Here is an 18836-nt window from a genome sequence, read left to right as displayed (position 1 = left end):
GCGCTCGCAGCGGCGGTCAGTAGGTGGGAACGAACACGTTGTTGATCCAGACGCCCCAATGGTTCCAGCCGGCATCCCAGACCTGCGGGTTGCCCTGCGCCCAGGCCGGGTCCATGGGCTTCGGCGGCGCCCACGCCGGTGCGGTGCCCACGCTGGGACCGGCCGGCGGGACGGGCGGCATCGGGGCGGGTTCGGCGAATGCGGAGCCCGCCAAGGCGATCGGGCCGGCCAAAAGGCCACCGGCGATGGCGGCTCCGGCGATCAACTTCTTGACATTCATGACGCGATCCTCTTTCTGAGCACCTACGAGCGGTTGCCTCGTTGCAACCTGAACTCGAAATAAGTACCGCTTCCACGGGCCAACCAAACGCACGCGACCGTGTGATCCGCGCCATCCGATCGGTCCCAAGCCACGCCGACCGACCTAGCCGACCGGCTACGCTGGCCGCGTGAGCACCGAGGGCAGACTGACGCCGACCGCCTACAGCGCCGCACAGACCCGCGTCATCACCGCCGCCCTGGACCTGTTCGGCGCGCACGGTGTCAGCGGCACCTCCCTGCAGATGATCGCCGATGCCATCGGAGTCACGAAAGCCGCTGTCTACCACCAATTCAAGAGCAAGGACGACGTCGTGATCGCGGTCGCCGAGACCGAGCTCGCCGCGCTGCAGGACGCCCTGGACGCCGCCGAGGAAGAGCCCGACCAGGTGACCGCCCGCGACGTGCTGCTCAACCGTGTCGTCGACATGGCGGTCAGCCGCCGCCAGCTCACCGGGGTCCTGCAGTTCGACCCGGTGGTGGTGCGCCTGCTGGCCGAGCACCAACCCTTCGCGCGATTCATCGAACGGCTATACCAGGTGCTGCTCGGCGGCGGCGTCGGTGTCGAAGCCCGGGTCAATGCGGCGGTCATGTCCGGCGCGCTCAGCGCGGCGGTGATGCACCCGCTGGTCACCGATGTCGACGATGACACCCTGCGCACTCAGATCCTCAAGGTCACCCGCCGGATTCTCGACCTGCCTCAGGCGTGACGGCTGGTCACTCCCCCGTCGACCACCAGTTAGGTGCCGGTGATGAACGACGCCTTCGGTGACATCAGGAACGCCACCGCCGCGGCCACCTCCTCGGGGTCGCCGATACGGCCCAGCGGTGCGGCAGCCACGAAACTCTCGCGGACCTCGTCGACGTCCAGCGCGATCTGCAGCATCGGGGTGCGGATGAAGCCTCGGCACACGGCGTTGATGCGGATGCCGGACGGGCCGAGCTGAGCGGCCATCGACCGGGTCAGTCCGAGCAGCCCGGCCTTGGACGCGCAGTAGGCCGGGATGAACGGATTGGCCGTCAGCCCTTCGATACTCGAGATGCCGACGACCGCGGGCGTACCACCGGCACGGGCGCTGGCCTCCAGTTGCGGCAACAGCTGCTGCACCAGCATCGCCTGCGCACGCAGGTTCACATCGAGCACCGCATCCCAGGATTCCACGGTGTAGGCGCCCACCGGTTCCGGGATCACCCGACCCGCGGCATGCACCAGGCCGTCGACCCCGTCGAGCCTCTGGATCGCCGCCGCCGTCGCCGCGGTGTCCGTGACGTCGACGACGGCACCGGGCATCCCCAGATCGGCGGCCACCGCGGTGACCTCGGGCGCGAGATCCCATAAGACGACTTGCCGCCCGTCGGCGACCAGCGCCTGCGCGCTGGCCCGACCGATACCCGATGCCGCCCCGGTGACCACCACTGCTGCCATGGGCAGAACCTAGGTCAGCAGGTGCGGCGTCCGTGTGGTTTTGCGCCACGCGCCGCCCGGACGACGTCATCGGTGAAGCGTTCGAGCAGCACGGCCTGGGTGGCGGCCAGGTGCTTGCGCGCGACGCGTTCAGCCTCGGATGCGTTACCCGCCGCGATCACGTCGACCAGCCTGCGGTGGGTGCGCACGGCGCCGCGCGCCTGCGCCGGTGACGGGTACTCGCCGCGCGTGACGACATAGTCGGCCCACTTCTCCTCCTGCGCCGACCACAGCGCGACCAGGCTGCCCACCACGTACCGCACGGTGGCATTCGGGGTGTATTCGACGACCAGATCATGGAATTCACGTGCGATGCGGGTGAAGGCGGCGCCATCGGCGACGGCCTGCGCGGATGCGTCGACATTGCGGGTGAGGACCGGCACCACCGTCTTGAGCCGATCCGCACGACGTGCCACCTCGGCCACACACAGCGGTTCGAGCAGCTGCAGCCCGGCCGCCAGATCACCGAGCGACACGGCAGACCCCTGCAGCGCCAGACCGAGATGGTAGGCCGCCGACGATTCGTCGGGCCGGTGCACTTCGGCGCCGCCGACGCTGCCGCGGCGCACCGTCACCAACCCCTCGGTCTCCAGGATGCGCAGCGCCTCACGCACCGACGGATAGCTGACACCGAACTCGGTGACCAGCTGGTCCTGGGTCGGCAACCGGTCGGCGCCGGCCAGGATCCGGTCCCGCAGCTCACTCGCGACGGTCTCGGCGATGCGGTGTTGCGGGGTGCGCATGGAAAACAATACTAGCAATCCTTATAAGGATTGCCTACGATCGCGAACGTGGACTTCGACATGGGGCCGGACGCCGCCGCACTGCGCAGGGAGTTGCGCAGTCTGGTGAAAGCGCATATCGCCGAGGACTATCTGGGCGCCTTCACCGACAATCCGGATGATCTCGAGGTGGCCCAGGCCTTCTGCCGGCTGCTCGCCGAGCGCGGGCTGCTGTGCATGTCCTGGCCCACCGAATTCGGCGGACAGGCCGCATCCCCGTGGGAACAGACCGTGGTACGCGAGGAGATGTGGGCGCACCACGAACCCCGCGGCGCGCAGTACATGGGCGTCAACTGGGTCGGCCCGATCATCATGCGCCACGGCACCGCGGAGCAGCAGGCCCGACACCTGCCACCGATCGCGGCCGGCGACGTGATCTGGTGCCAGGGGTTCTCCGAGCCGGAGGCGGGTTCGGACCTGGCATCGCTGCGGACCTCGGCGGTGCGCGACGGAAACGGCTGGGTGATCAACGGACAGAAGATCTGGACGTCCTACGCGACGATGGCGCAGTGGTGCTTCCTGCTGGCCCGGACCTCCAGGCACGACAAGAAGCAAAGAGGCCTGACGATCTTCCTGGTGCCCATGTCGGATCCGGCGATCACCGTGCGCCCCATCCAGACCATGATGGGCCCGCACCACCTCAACGAGGTGTTCTTCGACGACCTGCGGGTCACCGACGCCGATGTGCTCGGCACCGTCGACGACGGCTGGACGGTGGTGCAGAGCGTGCTCGCGTTCGAGCGGGTCGGCATCGCCCGCTACGCGCGCTGCGAGCGGCTGCTACAACTCGCCCCGGAAGCCCTCGGCGAGTACTGGTCCGACCTGCCCGAGGAGTTGCGCGGCCGGTGGGCCCGGATGCTCACCCACTGCCGGCGCGCCCGGCTGATGGCCTACCGCCTGGTCGCGCTGCAGGCCGAGGGGCAGGTGCGCCCGACCGATTCGGCGGCATACCGCATTGCGGTCACCCGGCTCGACCAGGACAGCGCCGAGGTGCTGATGGAGATCATCGCCGCACTGCCCGAAGGGGTTTCGCGGATCTTCACCGCCGAGGTGGAGGACCACTGGCGCTACTCACAGCCCTCGACGGTGTCCTCCGGCAGTATCGAGATGCAACGCATCCTGCTGGCCCGCACCCTGTTGGCGGCATCGTGAACATCGACCTGAGCCCGGAGGCCCGGGAGTACGGCGCACAGGCGCTGCGCGCCTTCGAATCCGCCGGCGGTGATGCCCTGCTTCAGCGCGCCGAGGCCGATCCCGCCACCAGGGAGTCGCTCGTCGCCCCGGTACTCGACGAGCTGGGCGCCTGGGACCTGGAACCGCGCGGTGACACCGATTCGGCCGAGGCCGCCGCCGCGCTGTGCCGCAGTACGGGCTACTGGGGCCTGCCCTACCCGGTGGCCGAGCGGTTGTCCCGAGCAGGCGACATCGACTCCGACGGGCTCATCGTCGTCGCAGGCCCCGCCCCGGCCGCGACCATCGCCGGTGTCGACGGGCGTTGGACAACAGTCACATTGGACGGGCGGCGGGCACACGTAGCGGGCACCTCGGGCACCCGGACCGCCTTCGTCACCTCGCTGCGGCTCGATGCTCTCGACGATGCAGGTGCCGCAGACGTCGCCCTGGCGCTCGTGCTGCCCTGCTGGACGCTGCTCGGCATGCTGGACCGAGCCATGGAACTCACCATCGCGCACGTCACGCTGCGACAGCAGTTCGGCCAGCCGCTGGCGGGGTTCCAGAGTGTGCAGTTTCAGCTCACCGATGCCGAGGTGGAGCGCAGCGGCCTGGAGATGCTGGCCCGCTACGCGCTGTCCACCGTCACCGGGCCCGATGCCCTCGCCGACGCGCTCGCCCTGCGGCTGGCCGCATTGGAGGCCGCCGAGGTGGTGTTCCGGGTGGCGCATCAGTTGCATGGCGCCGTCGGATTCTGTGACGAGACCGTGCTGTCCTGGCTGTCGCGCTACAGCCAGCCGTTGCGGCGCCTGCCGCTGGGGCTCTCGGCGACGCGCGCGCACCTGACGGATCTGTTGGGCAGCCGCGGCCTGGCCGGACTGTACAGCGACGCAACATGACTGAGGACATCGATGCTTTCCGCGAACACGTCCGGCGTTGGTGCGCCGAGCACGTGCCCACCGATTGGCGCGCCGCCCAGACCGGCGTGAGCGATGACGAGTACGTGCGCTTCCAGAAGTCCTGGTTCGCCGAGTTGCACAGCGCGGGGTTCGCGGTGCCGCACTGGCCGCCCGAGTGGGGCGGCGGCATGTCGGTGGCCGAACAGATCGTGCTGTACTCCGAACTGGCCGCACACGACGCGCCGCGGCTGGTGCTCGCCTTCGTCGGCATCCACCATGCCGCCTCGACGTTGCTGGCCGCGGGCACCGAGGACCAGCGCCGCCGGCACCTCCCGGCAATTCTCGACGGCGAAATCTGGGTGCAGGGCTTCTCCGAGCCCGAAGCCGGCTCCGATCTCGCCGCGTTGCGCACCACCGCGCGGCGCGCGGGTGACGAATTCGTGGTCAACGGCCAGAAGGTCTGGGCCAGCGGCGGCCTCCACGCCGACTGGTGCCTGCTGCTGGCCCGCACCGATCCGGACGCCAAGAAACGGCACGGCATCTCGTATTTCCTGATGGACATGACATCACCGGGGATCGAGGTGCGTCCGATCAGACAGGCCACCGGCGAATCGCATTTCTGCGAGGTGTTCCTCAACGATGTGCGGATACCCGCTGCGAATCTGGTGGGCCCCGAGAACAAGGGTTGGCAGGTCGCCCAGGAGACACTCGGCGCCGAGCGGGGAATGACCATGCTCGAGCTTGCCGAGCGACTCGGCAATGCCGGCTTCCGCTGGCTGGTCGCCGAATGCGAACGCGCCGGTGTGCTCACCGATTCGCTGGTGGCAGACCGGCTTGCGCAGTTCGAGATCGAGATCACCGGGTTGCGCGGGCTGTGCCGCGAGCTTGTCGAGGGGCGAAGCGACGGCCCGGCCGACGCCTCGGTGGTCAAGTTGTTCTACAGCGAACTGCTGCAACGGCTCACCGACTTCGGTGCCGAGATCAGCGGGCTGGCCGGGCACACCGTGCTGGCCAAGCCGATATCCAGCGGTTGGGAGTCCGGCGCCTGGGTGCTCGACTTCATCGGATCCTGGGAATGGACCATCCCGGGCGGTGCCAGCGAAATCCAGCGCACCATCATCGGTGAGCGCGGACTGGGACTGCCCCGTGAACCGGCGGGAGCATGATGACACGCGAGTTCGCCGACCTGCACGCCGAACTGCGTTCAGTGGCCAGGAGCCTGCTGGCTGCCGGACAGCCGGAATGGACGGTGATCGCCCAGGCGGGCTGGCCGGGTCTGGAGATCACCGAGTCACTCGGCGGGGCCGGGGTGTCATTCGCCGAAACCGCGGTCGTGGGCGAGGAACTCGGGCGGGCCGCTGCCCGCACCAGCCACCTCGGGGGCAGCCTCGGCATCGGCGCGCTGCTCGCATTACCCCCGGACACCGCGCGCGATCATGCACTGGTCGGCGCCGCCGAGGGCACGGAGTTACCCGTCGCCGTGCTCAGCACCGGGGAACGCGCCGATATCGGGTTCACGCTCGCGGCGAACGGGCTCAATGGCACAGCCGATTTCGTGCCGGACGCCACTGAGGCCACCCGCCTGCTGATCCCGACCCTCGATTCCTCGGGGCGGCCGGTACTCGTCGATATCGAGTCGGACACGTCGGGGCTGACCGTCACGCCTCGCCCGACACTCGACGGCAGCCGTCGGCTTGCGTCGGTCACCGCGGATGCGGCCCAACCCAGCCAGGTCTGGCCGTTCCCGGCAACGCAGCAGCTGCTGAACCGCGCCACCGTGACCGTCGCCGCAGACTGCCTGGGGCTTGCCGAGGCCATGCTGGCCGCCACCGTCGACTATGTCCGGATACGCCACCAGTTCGGCCGTCCCATCGGGTCGTTCCAGGCGGTCAAACACGCCTGCGCGGACATGCTGGTGCAGATCCGGGTGACCCGCAGTCTCGTCGAGACCGCCGTCGACGCGGTGGCCGCGGATTCCGACGCGACCGCCGCGGCGTCCATGGCCAAGGCCTACGCTTCCGACACCGCGGTCGCGGTCGCGGGCAAGGCGATGCAGCTGCACGGCGGTATCGGCTACACCTGGGAGAGCGGGGTTCACGTCTATCTCAAACGGGCGACGCTGAACCGGTCGCTGTTCGGGTCGCCGACCGCGCACCGACGCGCACTGGCGGCCCGCCTGCGATAACGCTGCCGACCGCTGCAACATGTGCCATCGTGCTGCTATGCCTCGGGGGTCGATGCTCGCGCCGCTCCTGCTCACCGCGGCGGCGCTGATCTCGTGTTCGGTGCCGACCGATAGGAACCTCACCAGGGAGCAACTGCAGGACCAGATCGTCGAAAAGGTCACCCAACAGTCGGGCGCACCCCCGGATTCGGTCAGCTGCCCCGGTGACCTGACGGCAACCGTCGGTGCCAGCCTGGACTGCACGCTGGCCGATGGCGGGCAGCAGCGCCGGGTCAGTGTGACCGTGGGCGGGGCCGAGGGCGACCGGATCGAGCTGCACATCCAGCAGCGCATCGCCGAGAAGACCGTCACCGAACAGATTGCCGACCAGGTCAACCGGCAGATCGGACGGGCCCCGGAATGGGTGAGCTGTCCGGGCGACCTCAGCGCCGACAGCGGCGCCACGCTGCGCTGCGAACTGAGGGATTCAGGTCAGACCTACGGCGTGACCGTGACGACCGTCCACCGCGGAGGGGTGACCTTCGATATCCGGGTCGACCAGCAGCCGCAATAGCGGCAATTCACTGCGACACGACTGGATACCCACGTCTTGTTAGCCTGTCGGCATGCACCGACGGGCCGGACGCCGCGCCGGGTGGCTCAGCGTGGCACTCACGGTCGCGCTGCTGCTCACCGGCTGTGGCACCACCGTGCTCGACGGCCGTGCCGTGTCGATGCTCTGGGACCCCTCCCGCGCGGGTGGGCTGCCCGCCAGCGACGGCCCCAGCGGACCCCGCCCGGACGCGCCCGCACCGACCCGCACCGCGCAGAACAGCGATGGCGGCCCGGTGGATCGGCTCGCCCTGAGTGCGATCGACGATCTGGAGCAGTTCTGGTCGGAGAACTGGAACGGCGCGCTGACGGGCACCTTCTCGCCGGTGGCCTCGTTGGTGTCCTACGACGCCGCCGATCCGAACACCCCGCAGGTCTGCGGCAACGATCTCTTCGAATTGTCGAACGCCTTCTACTGCTATGGCGCCGATGTGATGGCCTGGGATCGCGGCGAATTCATCCCCGGGGCGGCGCAGTACTTCGGTGAGATGGGCGTCGTCGGCGTGATGGCCCACGAATACGGCCACGCCGTGCAGGCCAAGGCGCACCTGGTGGAGAAGTCCACCCCGGTGCTGGTCAAGGAACAGCAGGCGGATTGCTTCGCCGGCGTCTATCTGCACTGGGTGGCCGCCGGGAAGTCGCCGCGATTCACGTTGAGCACCGGCGATGGCCTCAATCACGTTCTGGCCGGTGCGATCTACATCCGTGACCCGTTGATGACGCAGGAGGAGGCGATCCTCACCGGGGATGCGCACGGATCCGCACTCGACCGGATCAGTGCTTTCCAGATCGGATTCAGCGGGAACGCCGATCAATGTGCGGCCATCGATATGGACGAGATCATCGAGCGCCAGGGCGACCTGCCGAAGTTCCTGTCCTACGACTCCTATGGTGATCCGGCCGCCGGAGACAGCGTCATCGATGCCGACCTGCTGGACAACCTGATGACCACACTCGGCGGCGTCTATTCCCCTGGCAGCCCTCCGGCGCTCAACCTGGAGATGGCCAGTTGCCCGGACGCGGAATCCATATCGCCGGCGGCGTACTGTCCCGCGACCAACACGATCAACGTCAATCTGCCTGCACTGCAGGAACTGGGCACCCCGAAATCCGAGGAGCAGGGTGTGCTGCTGCAGGGCGACAACACCGCTCTGTCGATTGTCACCTCCCGCTATGCGCTTGCCGTGCAACGGGAACGGGGCATTGCGCTGGAATCTCCGGTGACGGCGCTGCGCACCGCCTGCCTCACGGGGGTGGCGCAGGGTCGGATGGCCGAACCGGGAAGCCCGTTGACACTGTCCGCCGGTGATACCGACGAGGCGATCTCCGGGCTGCTCACCAACGGCCTGGCCGCCAGCGATGTCAACGGCGTCACGGCCACGGCCGGCTTCACCAGGATCCTGGCCTACCGGGCCGGGCTGTCCGGTGACCCCGAGCAGTGCTACCAAAGGTTCTCGGCATGACCGTGCCCCGGGTCGGCCAGATGTTCGGCCCCTACCAGCTGCAGGCGCTGATGGGTGTCGGCGGTATGGGTGAGGTGTACCGCGCCCGCGACACCACCAAGGGCAGGGTGGTGGCGCTGAAGCTGCTGCGACCCGAGCTGGCCGTCGACCCGGGTTTCCGGGAGCGGTTCCGGCGCGAGTCCCGGGTGGCCGCCCAGCTGCACGAACCGCACATCATCCCGGTGCACGACTTCGGCGAGATCGACGGTGTGCTCTATATCGACATGCGACTGGTGGATGGCCTGACACTGAAAGATGTACTGGCCCAGCAGGGACCATTGGGCCCCGGCCGCGTGGCCGCGATCATCTCGCAGGTGGGCGCGGCACTCGATGCCGCACACCACAATGGCCTGACGCACCGCGACGTGAAGCCCGAGAACGTGCTCCTCACCGGAGACGACTTCGCGTACCTGGTCGATTTCGGTATCGCCAGGGCCGGCGGTGACAGCGGTCTGACCAGTGCGGGCTCGGCGATCGGGTCATGCGCCTACATGGCCCCCGAACGCTTCACCGACGGCACCGTGGGGCCACCGGCGGATGTCTACTCGCTGGCCTGTCTGCTCTACGAACTGCTCACCGGAGCGCCACCGTTTCCCACCGGTGACCTGACCCGACTGATGAGCGCTCACCTGACGGCACCGCCGCCGCGCCCGAGTGCGCTGCGACCCGATATCCACCCGGCATTCGATGATGTGGTGACCTGGGGCTTGGCCAAGGACCCGGCGCACCGGTGCCCGTCGGCGGGCGCGTTGGCACACGCCACCACCGCCGCGGCCACCGCCACCCCGGCCGCAGCAGCCGCGGCCCCGACGGCCATCAAACCGATACCACCACAGCATCTTTCGGCAAAATCGCAGCCGCGGAGTCGACCCCGCACCTCCGTGGTCCTCGGCCTGACCGGCGCGCTCGCCCTCATCGCTCTCGGCACGCTGGCCTGGCTCGCCCTGGACGCCCCGGACCCCACCAGCGCCGGCACGCCGTCGACCGCCGCCGCACAGCTCGACGCGACATCGAGTGTGCGCACCCCGACGACACGGCGGGTGAGCACCACAGCGCAGATCCCGCGCGCCGGTCTACCCGGTTCCGATGCCCAGGGTTTCCGCGATCACCCGGGCGCTCGATGCGACTCCGGCCAGACCCCGGTCGCCCTCGGTCTCACCAGTCAGTCCGCGCTGGTGATCTGCCAGACCAGCTCGGGCGCCCTGCTGTATCGCGGTGTCCGCCTGAGTGACAACGCCGGTATCGAATTGGCCGGCGCACAGCCCACCGGCGACGGCTTCGATGTCGTCAACCCCAATGACGGCACGCGCTACCAGATCCGGGCCACCACCCTGACCATCGTGACTGCCGACGGCGAGGTCTACACCGAGCGGATGGAGCAGTATGCGTCCACACTGTGAGCGATCATGACCCGCCCCCCTGATCCCTCGCCGCAGCCGTGGTGGGCCCGCCCGGGTGGCGCGCCGACACCGGGCGAGCCACAGCGTGGCGGGCCCCGACATGGCGCCCCGCCGCCACCCCGTCAGGCGTATCCGCCTGCTCCACAGCAATACCCGCCGCCCCGCCCGCCGTATCCGGTCGCGCCGGGATATCCACCGCCGGCGCAACGCGTACCCCCGCCGCCCCGGCACCCGGCTCAACCGCAACGCCCGCCGGTCGTGATCGACCCCAATCGCTACACCCTGCCCCCGGGCGCACCGACGCCACACCGCGCGGCACCCACACGATCCGGGCCCGATCGGCGCACCGTGTTCATCGGCGCCGGGGTCGCCGTCGCGCTGGTGGTCGTCGCCCTTGGCGTGTGGCAGTTGCTGTTCCGTGACACGACCGTCATCCCGCTCGCGCAGGCCGAGGCCGGGGTTCGTGAGATCCTGACCGACCCGATCAACGGTTACGGCACCAACAGCATCAGCGCGCTGCGCTGCAATGACGGCAAGGACCCGTCGGCGACCAAGGGCGCAAGCTTCACCTGTGCCGTGGAGATCGACGGCACGGTGCGCCACGTGTACGTCGAATTCCAGGACGACAAGGGCACATTCGCGGTCGACGGCCCACGCTGAGAGATCAGGCGCCGGGACGCTTGTGCGGTGTCCCGTGCACTCCCTCGGCGTAGGCGGTCTCGGCGTGCTGGGTGAAGTCGATGCCGGACAGTTCGTCCTCACGGGTGACCCGGAACCCGACCGCCATGTCGATGATCTTGGCGAGCGCGAACGACACCGCGAACGCAAACACGGCGACCACCGCGATCGCGAGCGTCTGCTTACCCACCTGGGTGATCCCGCCGCCGTAGAACAGGCCCTGCGGCCCGCCCGACACCATCTCCGCGGCGAGCAATCCGATGAGGAAGGTGCCCACCACACCACCGACGAAGTGCACGCCGACCACGTCGAGCGAATCGTCGTAGCCGGCCTTGAACTTCCAGCCGATGGCAAATGAGCAGACCACCCCGGCGGCGATTCCGACGACGATGGCGCCGAGCGGAGAGACGAACCCGCACGAGGGGGTGATGGCGACCAGCCCGGCCACCACGCCGGACGCCGCGCCGAAGGTGGTCGGGTGACCGTCCCGGAACCGCTCCACGGCCAGCCAGCCGAGCATGCCGAGACATCCGGCCAACAGGGTGTTCAGGAAGATGACCGCGGCCTTGCCGTCGACGGCGAACGCCGACCCGGCGTTGAATCCGAACCAGCCGAACCACAGCAGGCCGACACCGAGCAGCACGAACGGCAGATTGTGCGGACGCATCGCGTCGGACTTGAACCCGATGCGCGGCCCGAGCACCAGGGCAAGCGCCAAAGCCGATGCTCCGGAGACGATTTCGACGACCAGCCCGCCCGCGTAATCCAGCGCGCCGAAGCTTGAGAGCCAGCCGCCGGGGCCCCAGACCCAGTGCGCCACCGGCGAGTACACCAGCAGGGTCCAGGCGGCCACGAACAACACCCAGGACGAGAATTTGGCACGGTCGGCGATGGCGCCGCTGACCAGGGCGGCGGTCAGGATCGCGAAGGCCAGCTGGAAGGTGACGAACAGGAGTTCGGGCACGTTCGAGCGGACCGCATCCAGGTCGATACCGGACAACCCGATGTGTTGCAGTCCGCCGATCAGTCCGCCCCCGGCGTCCGGGCCGAAGGCCAGGCTGTAGCCGGCGATCACCCAGGTCACGGTGACGACCGGGATGGCGATGAAGCTCATCATGATCATGTTGAGTACGCCGGACGAGCGCACCATGCCGCCGTAGAAGATGGCCAGTCCCGGGGTCATCAACAAGACCATTGCGGTGCTGACAAGCAGCCAGGCCGTGGCGGCCGGATCGATCTGCACGGGTACTCCTTCGTATCGCAAAACGCCCGGACGACTATGACACAGCGGTGCCGACCCGCTGCCGCATTTCACGCGCAGCGGCGACCTGGCGTTCGCCGGGCCTATATCGGGTACCTGAAGGCGATGGCTGACAATTCATGGACCGTGCAGATCGGCGAGATCGACGACCCGGGAAACACGGGAGTGCCCCCGGTGCCGACCGAGGTCTATCAGGGTGACGAAGAGGGCGCCCGCGCCGAGTACGCCGAGCGGTCGGGCGAGGCTCGGGAAAAGGGCTACCGCTATGTGATGCTGCGGCATACCGGTGCGGTGGTCGAGTGCTGGGGGACGCCGCCGGCCGCGGGGTGAGAACCGCCCTACTTAGGGCAAGCAGCAGACTCGGAAGTCTTTCGTTGTGCGGGCGGAGGGATTCGAACCCTCACGCTCTTCCGAGCACCGGCACCTAAAGCCGGCATGTCTGCCGTTCCATCACGCCCGCAAGCGGGGTTCAGACTACCGCCTCGCTGCGCGTATCTGGTTGTCGGTGGGCCGAACTAACGTCGGCTTCAGGCGGCAGGAGGCCCTATGCGCTCGATCGAAGATTTCAATACTGTGCGCGCGCTGATTGCCGCCGGATTGAACGATTGTGCGATCGCGCGACAGACGGGGATACCCCGGCGCACCGTCTGCGGTTGGCGGAACAACCCCAGTTCGATCACACCTCGCGACAGCTGTAGCGGCCACGACTACAGCCTGCTGCCGTCGGATGCGTACAGCTATCTCTTGGGGATGTACCTCGGCGACGGATACATCAGCCGGTGTCGCTCCGTGTGGCGACTCCGGGTGACGCTCGACAAGAAATACCCCGGAATCATCGAAAGCTGCTGTACCGCGATCGACAAGATCATGCTCGGCCAACACGCGGCGGTACTGCCCCGAAAGACCGGTTGCGTCGACGTGTCGCTCTTCTCCAAACACTGGCCCTGCCTGTTTCCGCAACACGGAGCCGGCCCCAAGCACCTCCGCCCGATCGTCCTGCAGCCCTGGCAACAAGCACACGTCGACGCCGCCACCGAGGAGTTCGTCCGCGGCCTCATCCACAGCGACGGTTGTCGGGTGGTGGCCAACGACCGCGGGGTCGCCAGCGTCCGCTACCACTTCACCAACCACTCCGCTGACATCCGCAAGCTGTTCTGCGCGGCTCTCGACGCACTGGGCATCCCGTGGACCCAGAACAGCCGCTACATGATCGCGGTCTACCGCAAAGCCGCCACCGCACGTCTCGATGAGTTCGTCGGCCCAAAGGCCTGAATCGGCGGGCGGTAAAGTCGACCCATGTCCACTACACGACGTAGGAGACCGGCGCTCATCGCGCTGGCCGCCCTCGGCGCCGGCGGCTGCCTGCTGCTGGCGTGGTGGCAGTGGACCCGCTACGAGTCCAACTCGGGCACGTTCCTCAACCTCGGGTACGCCCTGCAGTGGCCGATGTTCGCCGCGTTCTGTGTCTACGCCTACTTCAAGTTCGTCCGCCTGGAGGACGCCCCGCCGACGTACGACACGAACGACACCGAGCGCCCCACCGAGATCCCGGCCGGCCTGCTTCCCGAGCGCCCCAAGGCCGCGGCGCCCGCCGAGGACGATCCCACGCTGCGCGAGTACAACGCCTACCTCGCCGAACTCGCGAAATCCGAAACCCCTGACGACAGGACCACCACATGAGCACGCCCGAGACCCCCGCCCCCGCTGACAGCCAGGAGCCGCTGGTTCCACTGTCATCCATCCAGAAGGCGCTGGCCAGCTACCGGGTGCTGGCCTGGGCGACCGGACTCTGGCTCATCGCGCTCTGCTACGAGATGGTGCGCAAATACGGGTTCGGCGACGACTCGCTGAGCTGGATCGCCGTGGTGCACGGCTGGGTGTACTTCGCCTACCTGATCGCCACCGCGAACCTGGCGGTGAAGGTCCGCTGGCCGCTGGGCCGCGCACTCGGCACCCTGATCTCCGGGACCGTTCCCGTCCTGGGCCTCATCGTCGAGCATTTCCAGACACAAGACGTGAAGAAGCGCTTCGGTCTGTGACCTCGGTTTCCTGACGCACCGCCGGGATCAACAGCGTCAGCACCGCGGACAATGCGGACACCGACGCCGCGACGATCAGCGCGACCCGGAACCCGTCCAGGCTCGGCACCTCGTGCCCACCCGCGGTCATCGTCATCGCCGCCAGGATGGCGCCGAGCACCGCACTGGAGATCGACGTGCCCAGCGAGCGCGCCAACGCGTTGAGACCGTTGGCGGCCGCGGTCTCCGACATCGGGACGGCGGCGTTGATCAGCGCGGGCATCGACGCGTAGGCGAAGCCCACGCCGACGCTGATGAGCACGTTGAGCGCGAGCACCTGCGGACCACTGCCGAGCAGCCAGAGGCCGGACAGGTAGGACGCGGCGATGATCACGCAGCCGGCGAACAGGGTGAAACGCGGGCCGCGAGCCCCGGCCACCCGAGCGGCGATCGGTGCCATCACCATCATCGCCAGCCCACCCGGCGCCATCCACAGACCCGCCTCCAGCATCGACATCCCGAGGCCGTACCCCGTGTCGGTGGGCAGTTCCAGCACCTGCGGCGCGATCAGCGTCAGCGCGAACATCGCGAAACCCACGCCGACCGAGGCGATATTGGTGAGCAATACCGGCGGCCGGATCGAGGTGCGCAAGTCGACGATCGGTGAGTCGAAGTGCAGCTGCCACATCACGAAGACGGCGAACACCACCACCGATGCGCCGAACATCCCGACGGTGACACCCGACATCCAGCCCCAGTCCCGCCCCTTGGTGATACCGAGCAGCAGGGTCACCAGGCCGATGGCGAGCAGCAGTGCACCCAGCGGATCGATCCGGTCGTTCGACGACGCGGGCACCTCGGGCACCAGGACGACGAAGAGCACCAGCAGCACGACGCCGAGACCGGCGGCGCACCAGAACAACACGTGCCAACTGAACTGCTGGGCGATCGCGGCCGAGAGCGGCAATCCGAGCGCGCCACCGACCCCCAGCGAGGAACTCATCAAGCCCATCGCGCTGCCGACCCGGCTCGCGGGCACCGAGGCCCGCAGCACACTGATGCCCAGCGGGATGATCGGGATGCCCAGCCCCTGCAGCCCGCGCCCGATCACGAACGGGATGAGCGAGGTGCTCAGCGCCGACACCACCGAACCGGCGACCAATATCGAGGCGCAGAGGATCAGCATGGGTTTCGGGCCGTAGAGATCGCCGAGGCGCCCGAACACCGGGGTGGTGACCGCCGCGGTCAGCAGCGTGGCGGTGATGGCCCAGGACGCGTTGGAACCGCTGGCGTGCAACAGCTTCGGTAGCTCAGGAATGAGCGGGATGATCAGGGTCTGCATCAGCGAGACGCTGATACCGGCCGCGCACAACACGGCGATCAGAACGCCGGGATGGGCCGATGACGGCCGTCGCTGCTCGGTGGAGACCACGGCCGCGAGCATGACACGTTAGTTGCGCTATACAAAATTTCGGCCCGGGCCCACAGTGCGGCGAAACTCGCGTACCGGTCGTCCCCGCGCGGGGATGTGCAACGGGTACGCGAGTTTCGCCCGAAAAAGTGGTGGAGAGCGCTACCCCAGCGCGCGCAGCGCGGGCACCAGCAGGGCCAGCGCCCGACCGCGGTGCGACGCGGCGTCCTTCTGCGCCGGTGTCAGCTCGGCCGCGGAGAGTTCCGAACCGGCCGGCACGAAGATCGGGTCATAGCCGAACCCGCCGGCACCGCGTGGCGCACGCGCGATCGCCCCGGCCCATTCGCCGCGGACCACCGTCTCCTGGGCATCCGAAACCAGCGCGCACGCCGAGACGAACGCCGCGCCGCGCCGCTCGTCGGGCACATCGCGCAGCTGCCCCAGCAGCAGCTCCAGGTTCGCCACATCGTTGCCGTGCGCACCGGACCACCGCGCCGACAGCACGCCCGGCATCCCGTTGAGCGCGTCGACGGCCAGACCCGAGTCGTCGGCCACCGTCGGGATCCCGGTCGCGACGTACGCGTCGCGCGCCTTAGCCAACGCGTTCTCCTCGAAGGTGGCGCCGGTCTCGGGTGCCTCCTCGAACGGGGGCACATCGGCCAGTGACAGCAGCGTCAGCTCGGTCAGCCCGGCCGCATCCAGCACCCGGCGCAGCTCGGTCAGCTTCTTCGCGTTGCGCGAGGCAACCAGTAGCCGGGTCAGCTTCCGAACGCCTTCTTCGCCGGGCCGCTGGGCTCCGGCAGCACACCGGGGTAGGGCAGCTCCAGCGCCGTGCGCTGGATGGTGAACAGTTCCTCGCAGGACGCCATCGCCAGGTCGAGCATCTTGTCCAGCGTCGAACGCGGGAACGTCGCGCCCTCGCCGGTGCCCTGGATCTCCACCAGGGTGCCGGTGTCGGTGGCGACGACGTTCATGTCGACCTCGGCACGAGAGTCCTCGGTGTAGGGCAGATCCACCCGGACCCGTCCGTCGACGACGCCCACCGACACCGCGGCGATGGCGCAGGACAGCGGGCGCGGATCGGACAGCCGGCCCGCCGCGGCCAGATACGTCACGGCATCGGAGAGCGCCACGTAGGCGCCGGTGATCGCGGCGGTGCGGGTGCCACCGTCGGCCTGCAGGACATCGCAGTCGATGGCGATGGTGTTCTCCCCCAGCGCGCCGAGGTCGATGCACGCGCGCAGCGATCGCCCGACGAGTCGGCTGATCTCCTGGGTACGGCCGCCGACCTTGCCCTTGACCGACTCCCGGCCGGAGCGCTCATGGGTGGCCGCGGGCAGCATGGCGTACTCGGCGGTCAGCCAGCCCTGACCCGTCCCCTTCCGCCAGCGCGGCACGCCCTCGGTCACCGATGCGGTGCACATGACCCGGGTCTGGCCGAACTGCACCAACACCGAACCGGCGGGATGGCTGGTGAAACCGCGGGTGATGACCACTGGCCTCAGCTCGTCGTCGAGGCGGCCGTCTTCTCGTCTGGACACGGGCCAACCCTAACCGGCGTCAGTGTCGCGTCACATCGAAGGTCTCGCCGCACACCACCGCGTGCACCGGACCGTCGAACTCGGCCTTGGCCTCGCTGATGACGTCCTCGCGTGATGTCCATGGCGGAATGTGGGTGAGCAGCAGCTCGCCCACCCCGGCACGGGCGGCGATCTGGCCGGCCTCGGTACCGGACAGATGCAGGTTCGGCGGACGGTCGGGCGAGTGCGTCCAGGAGGCCTCGCACAGGAACATGTCGACTCCGCGGGCCAGTTCGACGACGGCGTCGCAGATGCCGGTGTCACCGCTGTAGGCGAACGTGACGCCGTCGCGGTCGGTGAAGCGCATGCCGTAGGACTCGGTGGGATGGCAGACCAGGCGCGGCTCGACGGTCAGCGCCCCCAGCGCCACCGGGCGGCCGTCCACCCAGGACTGCACCTCGAAAATGTCGGAGATGTCGTCGATCTCGCCGCCCTCGGGCGAGGACGCCGCGCCGAGACGTTCCCAGGTGTGCGACGGACCGAACAGCATCGCGCGCCCCTCGGGCGGGTTCGGGTGATAACGCCGCCAGACGAACAGGCCGGGCATGTCCAGGCAGTGATCGGCGTGCAGGTGCGACAGCAGCACGTTCACCGCCCCGGGGTCGGCATGGCGCTGCAGTGCGCCGAGCACCCCACCGCCGAAATCCAGGACCATCGGCGTGGTGTCGGGTTCGGTCAGCAGATATCCGGACGCGGGCGAGTCGGGGCCGACAACACTGCCGGAACATCCCAGTACGGTGACTCGCACCTCTCTAGCTTGCCATGCCCCCCACCGTCGGGGCCAAAGCATCACCGCATCAGCGACAAGTTTCATGATGTGTGCGCACCGTGACACGCGACGCGATGCCGACGCTGCGTCGGTTGCGCGTCACCGTCGGCGGCGACGTGATGTGCCACACGACAACAAGCAGCGCTCAGGCACCCAGCGCCGTGCCGGTCCTCCGCCGCTCCCGAGCCTTGCGCTCCGGTCCTGACAGGAGGTACGCCGCGACAAACCCGGCGATCGCGCCGCACAGATGGCCCTGCCAGGACACTCCCGGCGTCCCGGGGACGACCCCGAGCAGGATGCCGCCGTACACCAGCGCCACGATGATGCCGACGATGATCTCCCAGGCGGTGCGGGTGAAGAAGCCGAAGACGATCAGAAACGTCAGCCACCCAAAGATCAGTCCAGACGCCCCGATGTGGTTGGTGGTGCACTGCACGCCCACATAGGGGCAGTGCGCGCCGATATTGCCGATCAGCCAGGTCCCGAAACCCCCGAGCACCCAGATAATCGCGGTGGCACCGATGAAGCGCCCCATCCCGGCCAGGGTCATCAGGAATCCGAGCACCAGCGCGGGCACGGTGTTGGCGACCAGGTGCGGCCAGCCGCCATGCAACAGCGGCGCCCACAGAATGCCCCACAGCCCGTCGGTCTGCAGCGGGCGGATGCCGTCGTTGTCGAGGCGGTGCCCGGTGACGGTGTCCACGATCTCCACCACGTACAGCAGCGCGACGAACCCGATGATCGTCGCGCCGCCGACCACCCAGGCCGGCTTCTTCTTCGGCTCGGGGGTGACCGGGAGATTCATGC

Annotated in this window: 22 protein-coding genes and 1 tRNA gene; 13 read left to right on the top strand and 10 right to left on the bottom strand. The window is 68.5% G+C overall.

Going from position 1 to position 18836, the window contains the following annotated elements:
- Window positions 1-16: 16 nt before the first annotated feature.
- Window positions 17-280, bottom strand: a complete 264-nt coding sequence (locus A7U43_RS11005; RefSeq protein ID WP_067994719.1) for a hypothetical protein — start codon at window positions 278-280, stop codon at window positions 17-19.
- A gap of 169 nt (window positions 281-449) precedes the next feature.
- Between A7U43_RS11005 and A7U43_RS11000 the strand changes: the two genes are divergently transcribed.
- Window positions 450-1028: a TetR/AcrR family transcriptional regulator gene (locus A7U43_RS11000; protein WP_067994716.1), complete on the top strand. Its 579-nt coding sequence runs from the start codon at window positions 450-452 to the stop codon at window positions 1026-1028.
- 29 nt (window positions 1029-1057) lie between these two features.
- Here the strand turns inward: A7U43_RS11000 and A7U43_RS10995 are convergent, their stop codons facing one another.
- On the bottom strand, window positions 1058-1744 hold the full coding sequence (locus A7U43_RS10995) for an SDR family NAD(P)-dependent oxidoreductase (RefSeq protein WP_067994713.1): 687 nt from the start codon (window positions 1742-1744) through the stop codon (window positions 1058-1060).
- Window positions 1745-1758: 14 nt separating this feature from the next.
- Window positions 1759-2526: a FadR/GntR family transcriptional regulator gene (locus A7U43_RS10990; RefSeq protein WP_067994709.1), complete on the bottom strand. Its 768-nt coding sequence runs from the start codon at window positions 2524-2526 to the stop codon at window positions 1759-1761.
- 48 nt (window positions 2527-2574) lie between these two features.
- Here A7U43_RS10990 and A7U43_RS10985 point away from each other — a divergent pair, with 48 nt between their 5' ends.
- The 8 genes from A7U43_RS10985 (at window position 2575) to A7U43_RS30325 (ending at window position 10972) form a co-directional block, all read left to right on the top strand.
- The gene (locus tag A7U43_RS10985; protein ID WP_067994707.1) at window positions 2575-3717 is read left to right on the top strand and encodes an acyl-CoA dehydrogenase family protein; all 1143 of its coding nucleotides are present in this window, start codon (window positions 2575-2577) and stop codon (window positions 3715-3717) included.
- The gene (locus A7U43_RS10980) at window positions 3714-4634 is read left to right on the top strand and encodes an acyl-CoA dehydrogenase family protein (RefSeq protein WP_067994702.1); all 921 of its coding nucleotides are present in this window, start codon (window positions 3714-3716) and stop codon (window positions 4632-4634) included. Before A7U43_RS10985 ends, A7U43_RS10980 begins: the two co-directional genes overlap by 4 nt.
- A complete protein-coding gene (locus A7U43_RS10975) occupies window positions 4631-5800 on the top strand; it encodes an acyl-CoA dehydrogenase family protein (protein ID WP_067994700.1) in 1170 nt (389 codons plus the stop codon). The genes A7U43_RS10980 and A7U43_RS10975 overlap by 4 nt, the downstream gene beginning before the upstream one ends.
- Window positions 5800-6819 (top strand): acyl-CoA dehydrogenase family protein, encoded by a 1020-nt coding sequence (locus tag A7U43_RS10970; RefSeq protein ID WP_067994698.1) that lies wholly within the window; start codon window positions 5800-5802, stop codon window positions 6817-6819. Before A7U43_RS10975 ends, A7U43_RS10970 begins: the two co-directional genes overlap by 1 nt.
- A 52-nt stretch (window positions 6820-6871) precedes the next feature.
- Entirely contained in the window at window positions 6872-7372 is a 501-nt protein-coding gene (locus A7U43_RS10965; protein ID WP_067994695.1) for a DUF4333 domain-containing protein, read from the top strand.
- A gap of 52 nt (window positions 7373-7424) precedes the next feature.
- Window positions 7425-8873 (top strand): neutral zinc metallopeptidase, encoded by a 1449-nt coding sequence (locus tag A7U43_RS10960; RefSeq protein ID WP_067994692.1) that lies wholly within the window; start codon window positions 7425-7427, stop codon window positions 8871-8873.
- Window positions 8870-10312, top strand: a complete 1443-nt coding sequence (locus tag A7U43_RS10955) for a serine/threonine-protein kinase (protein ID WP_067994690.1) — start codon at window positions 8870-8872, stop codon at window positions 10310-10312. Before A7U43_RS10960 ends, A7U43_RS10955 begins: the two co-directional genes overlap by 4 nt.
- A gap of 258 nt (window positions 10313-10570) precedes the next feature.
- The gene (locus tag A7U43_RS30325) at window positions 10571-10972 is read left to right on the top strand and encodes a DUF4333 domain-containing protein (RefSeq protein ID WP_082902091.1); all 402 of its coding nucleotides are present in this window, start codon (window positions 10571-10573) and stop codon (window positions 10970-10972) included.
- A 4-nt stretch (window positions 10973-10976) separates the two neighbouring features.
- Here the strand turns inward: A7U43_RS30325 and A7U43_RS10945 are convergent, their stop codons facing one another.
- On the bottom strand, window positions 10977-12185 hold the full coding sequence (locus A7U43_RS10945; protein ID WP_068002429.1) for an ammonium transporter: 1209 nt from the start codon (window positions 12183-12185) through the stop codon (window positions 10977-10979).
- 171 nt (window positions 12186-12356) lie between these two features.
- On the opposite strand from A7U43_RS10945, the gene A7U43_RS10940 reads away from it, so the two are divergent.
- Window positions 12357-12581, top strand: a complete 225-nt coding sequence (locus A7U43_RS10940) for a hypothetical protein (RefSeq protein ID WP_067994686.1) — start codon at window positions 12357-12359, stop codon at window positions 12579-12581.
- A gap of 47 nt (window positions 12582-12628) precedes the next feature.
- Here A7U43_RS10940 and A7U43_RS10935 read toward each other — a convergent pair.
- Window positions 12629-12711: transfer RNA gene (locus tag A7U43_RS10935), tRNA-Leu, on the bottom strand.
- Between the two features lie 86 nt (window positions 12712-12797).
- On the opposite strand from A7U43_RS10935, the gene A7U43_RS10930 reads away from it, so the two are divergent.
- From A7U43_RS10930 to A7U43_RS10920, 3 genes are read left to right on the top strand one after another with little or no spacing between them, the layout of a single operon-like run.
- Window positions 12798-13523, top strand: a complete 726-nt coding sequence (locus A7U43_RS10930; RefSeq protein WP_067994683.1) for a hypothetical protein — start codon at window positions 12798-12800, stop codon at window positions 13521-13523.
- Between the two features lie 24 nt (window positions 13524-13547).
- Window positions 13548-13931, top strand: a complete 384-nt coding sequence (locus tag A7U43_RS10925) for a hypothetical protein (RefSeq protein ID WP_067994681.1) — start codon at window positions 13548-13550, stop codon at window positions 13929-13931.
- Window positions 13928-14290, top strand: coding sequence for a DUF3817 domain-containing protein (locus tag A7U43_RS10920; RefSeq protein ID WP_067994678.1), 363 nt, complete (start codon window positions 13928-13930; stop codon window positions 14288-14290). The genes A7U43_RS10925 and A7U43_RS10920 overlap by 4 nt, the downstream gene beginning before the upstream one ends.
- Here the strand turns inward: A7U43_RS10920 and A7U43_RS10915 are convergent.
- From A7U43_RS10915 to A7U43_RS10895, 5 genes are all read right to left on the bottom strand, one after another.
- On the bottom strand, window positions 14238-15713 hold the full coding sequence (locus A7U43_RS10915; RefSeq protein WP_067994675.1) for an MFS transporter: 1476 nt from the start codon (window positions 15711-15713) through the stop codon (window positions 14238-14240). The two genes, A7U43_RS10920 and A7U43_RS10915, sit on opposite strands and share 53 nt — an antisense overlap.
- A 129-nt stretch (window positions 15714-15842) precedes the next feature.
- Entirely contained in the window at window positions 15843-16442 is a 600-nt protein-coding gene (gene rdgB / locus A7U43_RS10910; RefSeq protein ID WP_068002426.1) for an RdgB/HAM1 family non-canonical purine NTP pyrophosphatase, read from the bottom strand.
- Window positions 16439-17221 (bottom strand): ribonuclease PH, encoded by a 783-nt coding sequence (gene rph, locus A7U43_RS10905; RefSeq protein WP_067994672.1) that lies wholly within the window; start codon window positions 17219-17221, stop codon window positions 16439-16441. Before rph ends, rdgB begins: the two co-directional genes overlap by 4 nt.
- A gap of 19 nt (window positions 17222-17240) precedes the next feature.
- Window positions 17241-18008 carry a cyclic nucleotide-degrading phosphodiesterase gene (locus tag A7U43_RS10900; RefSeq protein ID WP_231963566.1) on the bottom strand — a complete coding sequence of 256 codons (768 nt, stop codon included), beginning with the start codon at window positions 18006-18008 and terminating at the stop codon, window positions 17241-17243.
- A 166-nt stretch (window positions 18009-18174) separates the two neighbouring features.
- Complete coding sequence (locus A7U43_RS10895; protein WP_156526100.1) at window positions 18175-18834, bottom strand: rhomboid family intramembrane serine protease; 660 nt, start codon at window positions 18832-18834, stop codon at window positions 18175-18177.
- Window positions 18835-18836 lie beyond the last annotated feature (2 nt).

It is taken from the genome of Mycobacterium adipatum (assembly GCF_001644575.1).
GTDB lineage: Bacteria > Actinomycetota > Actinomycetes > Mycobacteriales > Mycobacteriaceae > Mycobacterium > Mycobacterium adipatum.
This window is presented reverse-complemented; position numbering and strand designations above follow the sequence as displayed.